General features: G+C 72.7%; 15 protein-coding genes. 7 read left to right on the top strand and 8 right to left on the bottom strand.

The window, feature by feature from the left end; all coding sequences use genetic code 11:
- Positions 1–108 precede the first annotated feature (108 nt).
- Both AC0666_RS24240 and AC0666_RS24235 read right to left on the bottom strand, forming a co-directional pair.
- Positions 109–1,479, bottom strand: coding sequence for an FAD-dependent oxidoreductase (locus tag AC0666_RS24240; protein ID WP_468964437.1), 1,371 nt, complete (start codon positions 1,477–1,479; stop codon positions 109–111).
- Positions 1,480–1,532: 53 nt separating this feature from the next.
- Entirely contained in the window at positions 1,533–2,189 is a 657-nt protein-coding gene (locus AC0666_RS24235; RefSeq protein ID WP_468964439.1) for a DUF305 domain-containing protein, read from the bottom strand.
- A gap of 77 nt (positions 2,190–2,266) precedes the next feature.
- Here AC0666_RS24235 and AC0666_RS24230 point away from each other — a divergent pair, with 77 nt between their 5' ends.
- Positions 2,267–3,760, top strand: a complete 1,494-nt coding sequence (locus AC0666_RS24230; protein ID WP_468964441.1) for an LVIVD repeat-containing protein — start codon at positions 2,267–2,269, stop codon at positions 3,758–3,760.
- On the opposite strand, the gene AC0666_RS24225 is transcribed toward AC0666_RS24230, so the two are convergent.
- The 4 genes from AC0666_RS24225 to AC0666_RS24210 form a co-directional block, all read right to left on the bottom strand.
- Positions 3,754–4,407, bottom strand: a complete 654-nt coding sequence (locus tag AC0666_RS24225; RefSeq protein WP_468964443.1) for a TetR/AcrR family transcriptional regulator — start codon at positions 4,405–4,407, stop codon at positions 3,754–3,756. The genes AC0666_RS24230 and AC0666_RS24225 overlap by 7 nt on opposite strands.
- Before the next feature lie 103 nt (positions 4,408–4,510).
- Positions 4,511–5,164, bottom strand: a complete 654-nt coding sequence (locus tag AC0666_RS24220; RefSeq protein WP_478708273.1) for a phosphatase PAP2 family protein — start codon at positions 5,162–5,164, stop codon at positions 4,511–4,513.
- A 132-nt stretch (positions 5,165–5,296) separates the two neighbouring features.
- Positions 5,297–6,235, bottom strand: coding sequence for a M56 family metallopeptidase (locus tag AC0666_RS24215; RefSeq protein WP_468579684.1), 939 nt, complete (start codon positions 6,233–6,235; stop codon positions 5,297–5,299).
- A gap of 79 nt (positions 6,236–6,314) precedes the next feature.
- Positions 6,315–6,866, bottom strand: a complete 552-nt coding sequence (locus tag AC0666_RS24210; RefSeq protein ID WP_468964448.1) for a DUF5134 domain-containing protein — start codon at positions 6,864–6,866, stop codon at positions 6,315–6,317.
- A gap of 142 nt (positions 6,867–7,008) precedes the next feature.
- Between AC0666_RS24210 and AC0666_RS24205 the strand changes: the two genes are divergently transcribed.
- Positions 7,009–7,548: a GNAT family N-acetyltransferase gene (locus tag AC0666_RS24205; protein ID WP_468579686.1), complete on the top strand. Its 540-nt coding sequence runs from the start codon at positions 7,009–7,011 to the stop codon at positions 7,546–7,548.
- 46 nt (positions 7,549–7,594) lie between these two features.
- Here the strand turns inward: AC0666_RS24205 and AC0666_RS24200 are convergent, their stop codons facing one another.
- Both AC0666_RS24200 and AC0666_RS24195 read right to left on the bottom strand, forming a co-directional pair.
- Complete coding sequence (locus AC0666_RS24200; protein ID WP_468964450.1) at positions 7,595–8,287, bottom strand: glycerophosphodiester phosphodiesterase; 693 nt, start codon at positions 8,285–8,287, stop codon at positions 7,595–7,597.
- Positions 8,288–8,477: 190 nt separating this feature from the next.
- Positions 8,478–9,155 (bottom strand): PadR family transcriptional regulator, encoded by a 678-nt coding sequence (locus AC0666_RS24195; protein WP_468964452.1) that lies wholly within the window; start codon positions 9,153–9,155, stop codon positions 8,478–8,480.
- A gap of 49 nt (positions 9,156–9,204) precedes the next feature.
- Between AC0666_RS24195 and AC0666_RS24190 the strand changes: the two genes are divergently transcribed.
- The 5 genes from AC0666_RS24190 (at position 9,205) to AC0666_RS24170 (ending at position 14,685) form a co-directional block, all read left to right on the top strand.
- Positions 9,205–10,326, top strand: coding sequence for an LLM class flavin-dependent oxidoreductase (locus AC0666_RS24190; protein ID WP_468964453.1), 1,122 nt, complete (start codon positions 9,205–9,207; stop codon positions 10,324–10,326).
- An 11-nt stretch (positions 10,327–10,337) separates the two neighbouring features.
- The gene (locus tag AC0666_RS24185) at positions 10,338–11,342 is read left to right on the top strand and encodes an alpha/beta hydrolase (RefSeq protein ID WP_478708272.1); all 1,005 of its coding nucleotides are present in this window, start codon (positions 10,338–10,340) and stop codon (positions 11,340–11,342) included.
- An 81-nt stretch (positions 11,343–11,423) separates the two neighbouring features.
- A complete protein-coding gene (locus AC0666_RS24180; protein ID WP_468964457.1) occupies positions 11,424–12,830 on the top strand; it encodes a DUF6421 family protein in 1,407 nt (468 codons plus the stop codon).
- A gap of 26 nt (positions 12,831–12,856) precedes the next feature.
- On the top strand, positions 12,857–13,627 hold the full coding sequence (locus AC0666_RS24175; protein ID WP_468579695.1) for an SDR family NAD(P)-dependent oxidoreductase: 771 nt from the start codon (positions 12,857–12,859) through the stop codon (positions 13,625–13,627).
- Positions 13,624–14,685: a threonine aldolase family protein gene (locus AC0666_RS24170; RefSeq protein WP_361713303.1), complete on the top strand. Its 1,062-nt coding sequence runs from the start codon at positions 13,624–13,626 to the stop codon at positions 14,683–14,685. Before AC0666_RS24175 ends, AC0666_RS24170 begins: the two co-directional genes overlap by 4 nt.
- The last annotated feature ends 38 nt before the right edge of the window (positions 14,686–14,723 follow it).

The following is a 14,723-nucleotide window of genomic DNA, read 5'->3' as shown; positions in this document are numbered from 1 at the left end:
CGCTGCGTTGTCGGACCGCGCAAGTACGTCCAGTACGAGCCGCGGGCCTCCGCCTTGCGATGCACCGCACCGGACAACGCGACCCGGCAAACCTTCCCGGCCACAGCACTAGCCGGTCGGGCGGTCCGCGGCGGCCGCGGTCAGGAGGCCGGTCCAGTCGGGGATCTTCACCGAGCCGCGGCCCAGGGAGCGGCCGAGGGCCGCCTCGGCCGTTTCGATCGCCAGCCAGCCCGGCCACTCCACCGGCTCCAGGCCCGCCGCCCGCAGGGCGTCCAGGGGGTCGTCCGGAAGCTCCCGGCGGGCCAGCGCACCCGCGTCCTGCAGCAGCGAGGAGGCGGTCTCCTTGGCGCAGGGGCGGTTGGTGCCGATCACCCCTGTGGGGCCGCGCTTGATCCAGCCCGCCACGTACTCGCCGACCGAGACCCGGCCCCCGCGCAGCACCCGCCCGGCCGCATGCGGGACCGTGGCCGTCGCCGGGTCGAACGGGAGGCCCGGCAGCGGGACGCCCTGGTAGCCCACCGAGCGCAGCACCAACTGCGCCTCGACGTCCTCGTACTCACCCGTTCCGGTGACACCGCCCCTCCCGTCCGGAGCCGTCCGCTCGAAGCGCACCCCCGAAACCCGGCCGCCGGGGCCGTCCAGCAGCTCCACCGGGCGCAGGTAGAACCGCAGGGTGATGGCCCGCGGCGTCCCGTCGGGGTCCTGCTCCGCCCAGCCGCGCAGCACCTCAAGGTTGCGCCGGGCGACCGCGGGCAGCGCGGCGGCGGCGCCCGGGTCGGCGTAGGCGGGGTCGAGGGCGAGCTCCGCGGGGTCCACCCGCACGCCCACGCCCGGCAGAGTGCCGAGCTCCCGCAGCTCCTTGGTGGTGAACTTCCCCTGCGAGGGGCCGCGTCGGGCGACCATCGCCACCGACCGCACCCCGCTGCCCGCGAGCACGCCGAGGGCGGGCTGCGGCATGTCCGTCGGCGCCAGCTCCGGTTCGCCCCGGGCCAGCATCCGCGTCACGTCCACCGCGACGTTGCCCGCCCCGATGACCACCGCCGAGCCCACCCCGGCCAGGTCGAATGCCTCTGCCGCCGTATCGGGGTGTCCGCTGTACCAGGCGACGAACTCGGTCGCGGAATGAACCCCGGCCAGCTCCTCGCCGGGAATCCCCAGCAGCCGGTCGCGCGCCGCTCCCACGCAGTACACCACCGCGTGGTAGAGCTCCAGCAGCCGACCGGTGGACAGCAGGGGCCCGCCTACCTCCACATGGCCGAGGAAGCGGATCCGTTCGTCCTCCAACACCGTGCGCAGGCTGCCCTGGAGCGACTTGATCTTCTCGTGGTCGGGGGCGACCCCGTACCGCACGAGGCCGTACGGCGCCGGCAGCCGGTCCAGTACGTCCACGCGGACGCCCGGCACCTCGCGCTGCTGGACCAGTGTCTGAGCGGCGTAGACCCCGCTGGGGCCCGAACCGACGACGGCGACACGAAGCACGGCGGAGCTCCTCCCGCAGGTGTTCTCCAGCATGACACCAGGCCCCGCGCCCGTCAGCTCATCGCGCGCATACGGTGGATCTCGGCGCTCTGGGTGGCCACGACCTCGTTGGCCATCTCCTCCACCGCGCCGTTGTTCCCGCCGGCCAGCACCTCGGCGGCCATCTTCACGGCCCCCTCGTGGTGGGCGGTCATCAGCCGCAGGAAGAGCCGGTCGAAGTCCGTCCCCCGGGCGCCTGCCAGCTCGGCCAGCTGCTGCTCGCTCGCCATGCCGGGCATCGCGCCGTGGTCGTGGCCGGCGCCGGCCCCGGCGGAGGGCTGCGGGTAGCGCGCCAACCACTTCTGCATGGCGGAGATCTCGGGCTGCTGAGCGGCCGAGATCCGCTCGGCGAGCCGTTTGACCGGGTCCGCCGAGGCCCGCGCCGGGACCAGCGCGCTCATGGCGAGGGCCTGGCGGTGGTGTTCGATCATGTGCTGGACGTAGGCCCGGTCGGCCGCGTTCGGACTGTCGTCGGGCTGCCGTCGGGCCGCCTCCCCGGGGGAGAGGGTGCGGGCCGCCTCGCCCGGTCTGCCGGGGGCGATGACTGCCGCGCCGTCCTGTTTCCCCTCGTCCGCACCGTCCCCGCCCCGGCAGCCGGCCAGTGCGAGAAGGACCGCGGCGGCCACGGCCGCCCCGGCAGTCCGGCCGAGTAACCCTTTTGCCATGTCCATGAAAGGAACATACTGCCGGGGTCCAGGTTCCGTTCCCACCCGGGACGGAATCGACCGGACTCCGATGGGAGGGCACAGTGACCTCAGAGCGCACCACCGGCGCGCGGCGCAGGAGCCTGTCCGTGGCCGCCGCCGCGGCCGGGCTGCTCGCCACGCTGCTTGCAGCCGGCCCCGCGTCCGCCACCCCCGACCCCGGCGACTTATCGCCGGGCGGCGCCTTCCGGCAGGGCGCCGCCCCCGCCGCAGGACCGGACGCCGGCCGCGAACTCGCCCCCGGCGAGATCCCCGGCCAGGACGAGGTCGTCCACAGCGCCAACGTCAAACCCCTGGCCAACATCCCCAGCACCTATCCGGGCGTCATCAACTCCGACCTGGCCTTCCAGGGCAAGTACGCCTACGCGGGCAACTACAACGGCTTCACGATCTACGACATCGGCAATCCCAAGGCCCCGAAGGTCGTGAGCCAGGTGCTCTGCCCCGGCGGCCAGAACGACGTGTCCGTCCACGGCGACCTGCTCTTCCTCTCCACCGACTCCTCGCGCAGCGACGACTCCTGCAACAGCGTCTCGCAGCCCGCGACGGAGAAGTCATCGTGGGAGGGCATCAAGATCTTCGACATCAAGGACAAGAAGAACCCCAAGTACATCAAGTCCGTCGAGACCAACTGCGGCTCCCACACCCACACCCTGGTGCCGGGCGGCCGCGACGTCTACCTCTACGTGGCCTCGTACTCGCCGAACGAGGCCTTCCCCGACTGCCGGCCGCCGCACGACGGCATCTCCGTGGTCAAGGTCCCGAAGAAGGCCCCGACGCAGGCGGCGGTCGTCGCCTTCCCGGTCCTCTTCCCGGACGGCGGCAACCCGGGCGCGCCCACCAACCCCGGCGTCTCTAAGACCACCGGGTGCCACGACATCACGGTGCTGCCGTCCAAGAACCTGGCCGCGGGCGCCTGCATGGGCGACGGCATCCTCTTCGACATCAGCAAGCCCGAGCAGCCGAGGGTCATCGACCGCGTGCAGGACAACGTGAACTTCGCGTTCTGGCATTCGGCGACCTTCAACGAGAAGGCCGACAAGGTGGTGTTCACCGACGAGCTGGGCGGCGGTGGCGGCGCCACCTGCAACGAGGCCACCGGCCCGAACCGCGGTGCCGACGGGATCTACGACATCACCGGCAGCGGCGACCAGCGCAAACTCGTCTTCCGCAGCTACTTCAAGATCCCGCGACTCCAGGCCGACACCGAGAACTGCGTGGCCCACAACGGTTCGCTGATCCCCGCCGCCGGCCGCGACATCATGGTCCAGGCCTGGTACCAGGGCGGGGTCTCGGTCTGGGACTTCACCGACTCCGCCAGCCCCCGGGAGATCGGCTACTTCGAGCGCGGTCCGCTCACCACGGACGCGCTCGGCCTCGGCGGGTCCTGGTCGGCGTACTACTACAACGGACACATCTACTCGAACGACATCACCAAGGGCCTCGACGTGCTCCGGGTCGACGACTGGCGCACCGAGAGCGCGAAATGGGTGTACATGGACCGGCTCAACGTCCAGAGCCAGCCCGCGTATCACTGATCCGGCCGCGGGCCCTGCGCGCCGCTGAGCGGAAACGTTCCGTCGGGCGGTCCGCCGTCCGGCGGGACGCCGAGCTCCCAGTCCAGCCCGTAGCGCTGGAACAGCTCCGCCCGCAGCCGGGCCGGCGGCATGGGCGCGCCCGGCAGCAGCACCGCCACCACCGCGCCCATCAGCAGCGCCCGCAGCAGCGGGTAGTCGGTGTCCACGTCCGCCGAGCCGTACCGGGTGACGGTGTCCCGGAGCAGCTGCGCCAGCCGCTGCTGCTCCGGGCACTGCACGAAGCCCTCGGCCTGCAGGATGCCCGCCATGTGGGTCCGCATCAGCAGCGGCTGGTCGCGGGCCAGCCCGAGGATCGCGTCGATGGCGCGGGCGAGGCGCTCGCGGCCGTCGTCGGTGCGCGGCTCCCGCTCCAGGGCGGCGTCCAGCGTCAGGTGCATCAGCCGGTGCACCGCCGACTGCAGCAGCTGCCGTTTGCCCGGGAAGTAGTACGACACCAGGCCGCGGGCCGTGCCCGCCCGGTCGGCGATGTCGCCGAGCGTCGTGGCCTCGTAGCCGTGCTCGGCGACGAGTTCGACCGTGGCCTGGAGCAGCCGCTCCCGGGAACGTCTGCGCAATTCTTCATTGACCGATGCATTGCGCGGGGACATGCTTACTCCTGCGTTGACTGGCTCCCAGCCAATATACTCAGCGCACGGGGTCGCCTGCTCTGGGTGACACGGGGGATCGCCCAGAGCAGGTACGCCCACCCCCTCATGACACGCCGGTTTCCGGCCGATGTCGGTGCAGGGGCAGCGAGATCGCCAGCGCCGCCAGGGCCGCGCCGAGGAGCCAGCCTCCGACCACGTCCGACGGCCAGTGCACGCCGACGTAGACCCGGGTGAAGCCGACCCCGAGCACCGAGACGGCCGCCAGCGCCCACGCCGCACCCGCCCACGCCCTCCGCTTCGGCCCCGCCCGGGGGAGCAGCCACAGCAGCAGTCCGCACACCACCGCCGCCGTCATCGCGTGGCCCGAGGGATACGCGGCGAAGTGCGCCGTGGCGATCGGATCCGGCCACATTGGCCGCTCCCGCCCCACCAAAGCCTTCAGCGCCTGCTGCACCGCCGCCGCGGCCACCGTGGCCGCGGCGATCCGCAGGGCCCGCTCGCGCTCACCGCGGCACCACAGCCACACACAGGCTGCGGCGGTGAGGGCGCGCATGGTCCACGGGTCCCACACCCAGTCGGTCAGGATCCGCACCAGGTGGGTGACGCCGGGATGGCCGACGGCGTACGGGTGGAGCCGGAGCACGGCCTGGTCGTCGTACGACAGGAGCGGTCTCCAGCGGGCCGATACCAGCGCCGTCAGGACCACGGCGAGCACCGCGCAACCGATCCCCGTCCACCTGACCCGCTCGCTCCGCATGCGGGAGATCCTCGCACCCGGCCGACGCGCCGGACGGGCGGGCACGCGCGGGGCGGCGCAGCCTCACCCGCCGCCCCGCACGGCACCACTCCCGCAGTACCCGCTTACTCGGGCCGGCGCTCGGGCCGGCGCTCAGGCCAGCGCGCTCAGCCCCGGCACGACCGCCACGAGCAGCGGCACCGCCGGCACCAGGGTGGCCAGCGCCGCCAGCCGCAGCCGGCGCCCCGCCGAGAGCCGCGGCGCCGCGGAGAGCAGCCTGCGCACCCGCTCCGACACGTGCGGCTGCGGGTTCGTCGTCGCCGCGAAGACCCCGCGGTCCTCGTTGAGTCCGACCAGCGCCAGCGCCACCGTGAGCCGCCCGAACCGCCGCGAGGCCACGTCGTCGGCCGCCAGCTCGACGAGCCGGTGCATCTCCTCCTCGAACGCCGCGAACACCGGCACCTGCGGGAAACCGCCCGCCAGCGCCCGCGAGCAGTGCAGCAGCCAGTCGTGCCGGGCCTCCGCATGGCTCTGCTCGTGCGCCAGTACGGCGTCCAGCTGGGCGCCCTTGAGCCGGCCCAGCGCCGCCGTGGTCACCACCAGCTGGGGGGCCGCCCCGGGCAGCCACCAGGCGTCGGGCCGCGCCCCCTCCAGGACCACCAGTCGCGCCCCGGCCGGCACCTCCCCGGGCAGCAGCGGCGCCCGTACGAGGAGTTCGGCGCCCCGGGCCCGCCGCCCGGCCCGCGCCCGCAGCACCTCCCGGGTCAGCCGGGCCCCCGTCCACAGCCCGCCGCCGGCGAGCACCAGCGCCGTGCCGACGGCCCACGGGCCACCGGTCGGGCCCAGTGCGTACGCCTCGACCACCCCGTGCGGGGCGGCGGCGAAGAGCCGGCCCCGTACCGCCAGCCAGGCGGCGGCCGCACTCAGCACCATCGACAGGGCGAAACACAGCAGCACCGCGCCCACCACGCACTGCCACACCCACAGGGCGACGACGGGTTCGCGCTCGGGCCATTCGGCCCGGGCCAGGAGGCGCGGCGCGAGCACCGCGGTCAGGACGCCGAGCAACAGGAGAGCTGCGGGGACCATCATGGCCGCCAGCCTATGAGCGCGGGCCTACCTGCGGGTACGCTCCCGCGGGATTGGTGACGCAGGACACGTTTGCCCCGGCTCACATGGTCAGCAGCATCGCCAACATCCCGATCCCCATGGCCAGTCGGCAGGCGCGCGCCAGCTCCGCCGACCTCGCGGGCGGACCGCCCGCGGCCGGCTGCCCGCCCCCGCCCACCGCCACCAGGCGCGCCCCGCCGAGCAGCACGTACCCCGCGAAGTACAGGAGCAGCACTCCCGTGACGAGCGGGAGGCCGGCGCCGCTCCCGTGGCCGGCCAGGGGCGGCTCCAGGTACGCCAGGTGGGCCATGTAGGCCATCGCCAGCGAACCGACCAGGTGGTGCGCATGGTGCACCCCGGCCCGCAGCAGCCACAGCGCGTGCAGCGCCGCCCCGCAGAAGACGGCCAGCAGGAGCCGCGGACCCCAGGGCCCGATGCCCGCGGGCACCGCCATCGCCGCCATCCCGAAGCCCATCAGCGCCTCACCGGCCGCCGCGCCCCGCGCCTCCCGGTCCGGACCGCCCGCCCGGGTCACCCGCCGCAGGCAGTACGCCCCGCTCACGGCACACAGCAGCACCAGCAGCCAGGCGGAGAACACGGCGGGAAAGGACATCGGACCGTGCACGGCGGTACCCCCCGGTTGGTCGGCGTCACCGAAGGGATGCCCAGGCCCGGACGGCCGCACGCCGCCCCGGGTTAGGCTCTGGGTGCCGCACCGGGCATGTCATATGCCGCCGAGCAGAACGGAGCCCCCGATGTCGACCGCCCACCCCGCCTCCCTGAGCTTCCGCAGCGCCGTGGAGGCGGACGTACCGGAGCTGGTGGTGCTCGTCGAGTCGGCGTACCGCGGCGACGCGAGCCGCGCCGGCTGGACCACGGAGGCGGACTTCCTCGACGGGCAGCGCACCGACGAGGCCGGGGTCCGTTCGATCATCGAGGCTGAGGACGGCACCGTCCTCGCCGTCGAGCGCGCGGGCGAGCTCGTCGCCTGCTGCCAGCTCGAACACCGCGGTGACCACGCCTACTTCGGCATGTTCGCGGTCCGCCCCGGACTCCAGGGCGGCGGCCTCGGCAAGGAGATCCTGGCCGAGGCCGAGCAGTTCGCCCGCGAGACCTGGGGCGCCAAGGAGATGCGGATGACGGTGGTGAACGTACGGGAGGAGCTCATCGCCTACTACGTGCGCCGCGGCTACCGGCGCACCGGTGAGCTGAGCCCCTTCCCCTACGGCGACGAGCGCTTCGGCATTCCGCTCCGCGACGACCTGGCCTTCGAGCTGCTCGTCAAGGAGCTGTAGGCCGGCAGGGGCACGGGAGCGCCCGCCGCCGCCCTACAGCCGGAGCTCAGGCCGTGAACCGGCCGGTGCTGCGGATCTCCGGCAAATCGGTGGCGACGCCGTCCAGTTCGAGGGCGCGCGCCAGTCGCAGCTGCTCCAGGGTGTTCACCGTCCATCCGGTCACCCGCAGCCCGGCCCGGTGCGCCGCCTCCACCGTCTCCAGGGTGAGCCGCCGCAGGTTCAGCGCGACGGTACGGGCGCCCGCGGCCAGGGCCCGGTCCACGATGTCCTCGGCCTCGTCGCCGCCCAGGTCCGCGTAGAGGGCGGTCCGGGCACCGGGCACCCGGCGGGCCGTCTCGGCGAGCACCGCGTCGTGGAAGGAGGCCACCTCCACCCGCGCGCTCAGGTCCCGGCGCAGCACCAGCTCCGCCAGCACGGCGACGGCGGCCACGTCCGCGACCGACACCTGCAGCGGGGTGCGGACGGCGTCCAGGACGTCCTCGAAGACCGGCACGCGCTCGCCGTCCCCGGCATCCAGTTCGCGCAGTTCCCCCAGGGTCAGGTCGGCGACGGCCCCGGTGCCGTCGGTGGTGCGGTCCACTTCGGCGTCGTGCAGGACGACGAGGACGCCGTCCTTGCTGAGCTGCACATCCATGGAGATGACGTCCATACCGGAGCGTTCCGCGCGGACGAACGACCGCAGGGTGTTCTCCGGTTCGACACCCATGACCCCGCGGTGACCGATGGTGAGGAAAGTCAAGGTTCTCTCGCTTCCGTCGACGGCGGCTCCCCGCGCGGTCGCGGTGTCCCTGCCGGCCGCGCGCGGTGAGGACGCATGCTAGTGCGCCGCCGATGCGTTGGGACCGGCCGTGCAGAGCCTGCGGCGAAGCCGACGGCCGGTTCCCGCCGGGGTTCCGCGCCGCCGTACGTCCGTCCGGGGGCCCGCCGCGTCACCCGCGCGTGGGCGCGTCCCCACCGCCTTGACGGCGGCCGGTCCCGGCACCGGGCCCCGTCGGCGCGAGCTCCGCCAGATCCGCCAACAGGGCCTTGGCCAGGGTGAGTTCCGCCAGGTGATGGCGCTCGCTCCAGCGCAGCGCCAGGGCGGGGAAGGCCCATTGCGGCACCCCGGCCGCCTGCGCCACGGCCTCCCGTACGGCGGCCAGCTCGGCCCGCGTGCGCTCCAGGTGCTCGCCCACCAGCGTGCGCAACCGCTCCGGCTCGGCGAGGTGCCCCAGCCAGATCCGCAGCAGCAGCCCGTGCTTGAGCACCGGGGGACCGGCGTCGGCGGTGTCGCAGGCCCAGCCCGCCAGGGCCTCGCGTCCGGCGGGGGTGATGGCGTAGCGGCGCTTGGCCCGCGCCTCCTCGGGGCCGGAGCGAGCGGAAGCCGCGTACCCCAGTTCCTCCAGGCGGCGCAGTTCGGCGTAGATCTGGCTGATCGCCGGCGACCAGTAGAAGAACCGCAGCGAGGAGTCCGCCCACTTCTTCAGCTCGTAGCCGGTGCGCTCCCCGGGGAAGGAAAGCAGCCCGAGCACCGCCCACGCCGTGGCCGGCAGGTCGGGATTCCGCCCGCTGCGCTCCTGCTCGTGCCGTCGTATGTCTTGCTTCTTCGAGTTCTGACTACTAGTCATATTCCGAATTGAAGTAAGACCGGGCACGGGACGCAACCCTGGAGGCACCGTGAAATTTTCCGTGATCTTCGAAGCCCAGCTCGCCGACCCCACCGTGGAGCGCGAACACCAGGTCATCCGCGACAGCGTCGAGCAGGCCGTGCTCGCCGAGCGGATGGGCTTCGACCGGATCTGGGCCGTGGAGCACCACTCGCTGAAGTGGTACGCCCACATGAGCGCGCCGGAGATCTTCCTGACCTGGGTCGCGGCCCGGACGCGCACCATACGCATCGGCCACGGCGTCGTGTGCATGCCCTTCGGCTTCAACCATCCCGTCCGGGTCGCCGAGCGGGCCGCCATGCTCGACCTGCTCTCCGGCGGCCGGGTCGACCTGGGCGCCGGGCGCGGCGGCACCGAGCAGGAGACCTCCCTGTGCGGGGTCGACCGCGACCGCACCGCGCAGGAGGTCGAGGAGGCCCTGCGGATCATCGGCAGGGCCTGGCAGGAGGAGGAGCTGGAGTACCACGGCGCGCTGCTGGACATCGACCCCCACCCGATCCTCCCGCGGCCCCGGCAGACCCCCCACCCACCCCTCTTCCTGGCCTGCAGCCGCACCGAGACCCTGGAGCAGGCCGCCGAGCTGGGCATCGGGGCCCTGGTGATGGGCTTCGCCGGACCCGAGTCCGTCGCGGGGATGCGGGCGGCCTACGACCGGGCGCTCGCCCGGCGGGCCGGCGACCGCTTCGTCTCCACCGTCGTCAACGACCACTTCTCGGTGCTCTGCCCGACCATCGTGCTCGACGACCGCGAGGAGGCCCGGCGGATCGGCATCCGCGGGCAGCGGTTCTTCGCCCAGTCCATCGGCCACTGGTACGGGGGGTCCGGCGTCCCGGACGAGGCGGTGGTCGCGGGGGCGGACGAGGCCGCGGAGCTGCGCAGGGCAGCCGAGCAGGTGGTGGCCCGGCTGCATGAGCAGCACATCCCCGTCCGGCCGGCCTCGACCGCCACCTTCAACGCCGACCACGCGTACGGCAGCGCGGACGACGCCATCGCCCACGTCGAACGGCTCCGGCAGGCGGGCGCCGACGAGGTCATGTGCCTGGTCCAGATGGGCACCGTGCCGCAGGAGGCCTGTCTGGAGACCCTGCGGCAGTGGGGCGAGAAGGTCATCCCCCACTTCCGCGGCGCGTGAGGAGCCCTGCCGTGAGCGATCCGACCGACCGGCTCGACCCCGCCGCCCGGCCCTGGGTGGAAGCGCTGGCCGCCGCCTTCCCCGACGTCGGCGGGCGCGTCACCGATGCCGTCGAGGCCCGCCGCGTCCTCGCCGCCGCGTCCGGCGCGGCCGCCGGCGTCCCGCGGCCCGCCGTCGGCGCCGTCGAGGACCGGGAGATCCCCGGGCCGGCCGGAGCGCCGTCCCTGCCGGTGCGGGTCTACCGTCCCGATCCGCAGCGGTGGCCGGGCCCCCGGCCGACCGTCGTGTTCTGCCACGGCGGCGGCTGGGTCCTGTGCGACCTGGACAGCCATGACGCCACCGTCCGTGCGCTCTGCCGGGCCTCCGGGGCCGTCTTCGTGTCCGTCGGCTACCGGCGGGCCCCGGAGGACCCCTTCCCGGCCGCCGTCTTCGACGCCTACGCGGCGCTGCACTGGGCCGGCGCCCAGGTCGCCGGGCTGGGCGGCGATCCGGGCGCGCTGGTGGTCGCCGGGGACAGCGCCGGGGGCAACCTGGCAGCCGCCTCCCTGCTGCTGGCCAGGGCGCACGGGGGGCCGGCCGTCGCCCTCCAGGCGCTCGTCTACCCGGCCCTGGACGCCGCGCAGGACAGCGGCTCGTACCGCCGCAACGCCGAGGGCTGCTTCTTGACCGCCGCCCACCTGCGCTGGTTCTGGCAGCAGTACCTCGGACCCGGCGGTGACGGGCGCCATCCGCTGGCCTCGCCCGGGAGGGCCGACCTCGCCGGACTGCCGCCCGCCCACGTGGTCACGGCGGGCTGCGATCCGCTGTGCGACGAGGGGGCCGCGTACGTACGGCGCCTGCGCGCGGCGGGCACGGCGGCGCGCCGGGACCACCATCCGGGGATGTTCCACGGGTTCCTCGCGCTGAACGGCCTGTTGCCCGCAGCCCGTTCCGCACTCGACCGGATCGCCGAAGCCATCGCCGGGACGGTGCCCGGCGGGAAGAATTACGGTAACGATGGGGGTTGGGCAGGATAATTTCCCGATCTCCCACTTGAACAGGAGACCCTTACATGCATACGCTGCCTTGACGTGAGGTTCTCCTGTGGAGGAAGTGACATGACGGAAACTCTTGTGCCGGGTTCTGCCGGTGCGGTGATAACCGCCGGTGCGCGGGTGGTCGACCACCCCGCGTGGCCCGAGCTCAAGGCCGCCGTGGAGGAGATCCGCCCCTGGCAGGCCAAGGACGGTTCCATCGACTTCGAGGCCGTCGGCGCCCCGGCTCCGGCGCAGGTCGAGACCGCCGTCGAGCGGGTGGTCAGCGGCGTCGAGGCGCTGTCTCCGCTGCTGCCGCACGCCACCGCGTACCACAAGGCGCTGGTCGGCGACCTGCGCAAGTGGGTCGCGGACGGCTTCAAGGTGCCGGACTTCCTGGACTCCCTGATGGCCTTCCACCCGGCCGCCGAGCGCGCCGACGGGCTCCAGCACCTCGTCGTCTTCCCCATGTACACGCAGAACGGCAACCCGGACCGCAACTTCGAGGCCGTCGTCCTCAAGATGGTCTGGCCCGAGTGGCTGTCCGAGCTGGAGCGCACCCGGTACGACAACCCGCTCTTCCTCGGCATCACCTTCGAGGACTTCACCCCGGGCTACGACACCCACTCCGCCGTGCTCTTCCCGGAGACCATCGCCGTCCGCGAGGCCCCCGAACGCTTCACCTGGGGCGGCATCTTCTGCGACCGCGAGGCCGCGCGCTACCGCAAGGTCACCGAGGCCGCCGTCGACATCCTCGGCATCGAGCTGCCCGAGGACATCGCGCGGATGGTCGAGGACCAGGAGCGCTGTGAGAAGGCCTTCGTCCTGTGGGACATGGTCCACGACCGCACCCACAGCCACGGCGACCTGCCGTTCGACCCCTTCATGATCAAGCAGCGCCAGCCCTTCTGGATGTACGGCCTGGAGGAGCTGCGCTGCGACCTCACCGCCTTCAAGGAGGCCGTGAAGCTGGAGTCCGAGGGCAACGAGCACGGCCGTGACGTGCAGTACGCCGTCCTGTTCGACCGCATGTTCCGTTTCCCGGTCTCGGGCGACCGCAACCGCAACTACGACGGCCTCGGTGGCCAGCTCCTCTTCGCGTACCTCCACAAGCACGACGTCGTGCGCTGGACGGACAACACGCTGAAGATCGACTGGATGCGCGCCCCCCAGGTCACCAACCAGCTGTGCGCCGAGATCGAGGACCTCTACCGGGCCGGCATCGACCGCCCGAAGCTCGTCCACTGGTTCAAGGCGTACGAGCTCGTCTCCACCTACCTCGCCCCCCACCCGGGCTCCAAGTGGGCCAAGGGCCCCGACGCCCTCGACCTGACGCAGCCGCCGCGCAAGCTGGTGGACGACGTGCTTCCCGACGAGTTTCCGCTGAGCATGTTCTATGAGGCGCTCGCGAAGAAGCTCAAGGGAGTGATCGCCTCCACCAAGGGCATCACTGCAGTGAACGCCGAGACGGCCGAGCGAGCCGCCGCGTGAGCGTTCGCCCACAGGAGGCTGCACAGATGAACGACTCTGGGATCGCCGGGAACGGCAACGGCCCGCTGCACGGGGCCGTCGTGGCGGTGGCCGGGGCCGGCGGGCCCGCCGGCCGCGCCACCCTGCTCCGCCTCGCCGAGGCGGGCGCCGTGGTCGTGGCGTCCGACGCCGACCCGGCGCGGCTCGCCGAAGCCGTGGACGCGGCGCGCTACGCCCACGGCGGCGCCACCGTCACCGGCGACACCGTGGACCTGCTCGACCTCGACGCCACCAAGGCGTGGGCCGAGCGGACCGAGAAGGAGTTCGGCCGCGTGGACGGCCTGGTCCACCTGGTCGGCGGCTGGCGCGGCAGCACCTCCTTCACCGAGACCGACCTCGCGGACTGGGACTTCCTGGAGAAGCTCCTCATCCGCACCGTCCAGCACACCTCGATCGCCTTCCACGACGGCCTGCTGCGCAGCGACCGCGGCCGCTACGTGCTGGTGAGCCAGTCCGGCGCGCACAAGCCCGTCGCCAACAACGCCGCGTACAACGCCGGCAAGGCGGCCGCCGAGGCCTGGACGCTCGCCATGGCCGACTCCTTCCGCAAGGCGGGGGGCGAGGAGGGCCCGGGCGCCGCGGCTGCCATCCTGGTGATCAAGGCACTGGTGCACGACGCGATGCGCGCCGAGCGCCCCAATGCGAAGTTCGCGGGCTTCACCGACGTCAAGGAGCTGGCCGAGGCCATCGCCGGCGTATGGGACCGGCCCGCCACCGATGTGAACGGACAGCGTCTGTGGCTCACTCCGCAACCGTGAAGACCGATGCCCGCCGGCACCACGATCCGGCGGTCCGCGGGTTCGCGAGCGACAACTACGCGGGGGTTCATCCAGAGATCCTGGAAGCCCTCGCCCTGGCCAACGGCGGCCATCAGGTCGCCTACGGCGAGGACGAGTACACCGAAAACCTGCAGAAGATCATCCGCAGCCATTTCGGCCCGTACGCGCAGGCGTACCCCGTCTTCAACGGCACCGGCGCGAACGTCACCGCCCTCCAGGCGCTGACCGACCGCTGGGGCGCGGTGATCTGCGCCGAGACGGCGCACATCAACGTCGACGAGGGCGGGGCACCCGAGCGGATGGCGGGGCTCAAGCTGCTCACCGTCCCGACCCCGGACGGCAAGCTCACCCCCGAGCTCATCGACCGGCAGGCCTGGGGCTGGGAGGACGAGCACCGGGCGATGCCGCAGGTCGTCTCGATCACCCAGAACACCGAGCTGGGCACGGTCTACACCCCGGACGAGATCCGGGCCATCTGCGAGCACGCACACGGCAACGGCATGAAGGTGCACCTCGACGGGGCACGAATAGCCAACGCCGCGGCCTCCCTCGACGTGCCCATGCGCACCTTCACCAACGCGGTGGGCGTGGACGTGCTGTCCTACGGCGGCACGAAGAACGGCATGATGTTCGGCGAGGCCATCGTCGTGGTCAATCCCGACGCGGTCCGGCAGATGAAGCACATCCGCAAGATGTCGATGCAGCTCGCGTCCAAGATGCGGTTCGTGTCGGTGCAGTTGGAGGCGCTGCTCGCGAAGGACCTGTGGCTGCGCAATGCGCGGCACGCCAACGCGATGGCCCAGCGGCTGGCTGCGGGCGTGCGGGAGACCGACGGGGTCGAGATCCTCTACCCGGTGCAGGCCAATGCCGTGTTCGCGAAGCTGCCCCACGAGGTCTCTCGGCGGCTCCAGCAGCGGTACCGGTTCTACTTCTGGGACGAGGTCGCCGGTCACGTCCGCTGGATGTGCGGCTTCGACACCCAGGAGGAGGACGTGGACGGCTTCCTCCAGGCACTCAAGGAAGAGCTGGCCCGGTAGTCCTGTTGACCTTGGCTCCAACTGAATATTTATGCCTC

The organism is Streptomyces sp. NPDC043680 (genome assembly GCF_056436685.1).
This window is presented reverse-complemented; position numbering and strand designations above follow the sequence as displayed.

Excerpts from the sequence above, each read along its gene's own strand:
- AC0666_RS24235 (WP_468964439.1), bottom strand. The coding sequence starts at position 2,189 with ATGGACATGGCAAAAGGGTTACTCGGCCGGACTGCCGGGGCGGCCGTG.
- AC0666_RS24225 (WP_468964443.1), bottom strand. The coding sequence starts at position 4,407 with ATGTCCCCGCGCAATGCATCGGTCAATGAAGAATTGCGCAGACGTTCC.
- AC0666_RS24220 (WP_478708273.1), bottom strand. The coding sequence starts at position 5,164 with ATGCGGAGCGAGCGGGTCAGGTGGACGGGGATCGGTTGCGCGGTGCTC.
- AC0666_RS24215 (WP_468579684.1), bottom strand. The coding sequence starts at position 6,235 with ATGATGGTCCCCGCAGCTCTCCTGTTGCTCGGCGTCCTGACCGCGGTG.
- AC0666_RS24210 (WP_468964448.1), bottom strand. The coding sequence starts at position 6,866 with ATGTCCTTTCCCGCCGTGTTCTCCGCCTGGCTGCTGGTGCTGCTGTGT.
- AC0666_RS24205 (WP_468579686.1), top strand. The coding sequence starts at position 7,009 with ATGTCGACCGCCCACCCCGCCTCCCTGAGCTTCCGCAGCGCCGTGGAG.
- AC0666_RS24195 (WP_468964452.1), bottom strand. The coding sequence starts at position 9,155 with ATGACTAGTAGTCAGAACTCGAAGAAGCAAGACATACGACGGCACGAG.
- AC0666_RS24180 (WP_468964457.1), top strand. The coding sequence starts at position 11,424 with ATGACGGAAACTCTTGTGCCGGGTTCTGCCGGTGCGGTGATAACCGCC.
- AC0666_RS24175 (WP_468579695.1), top strand. The coding sequence starts at position 12,857 with ATGAACGACTCTGGGATCGCCGGGAACGGCAACGGCCCGCTGCACGGG.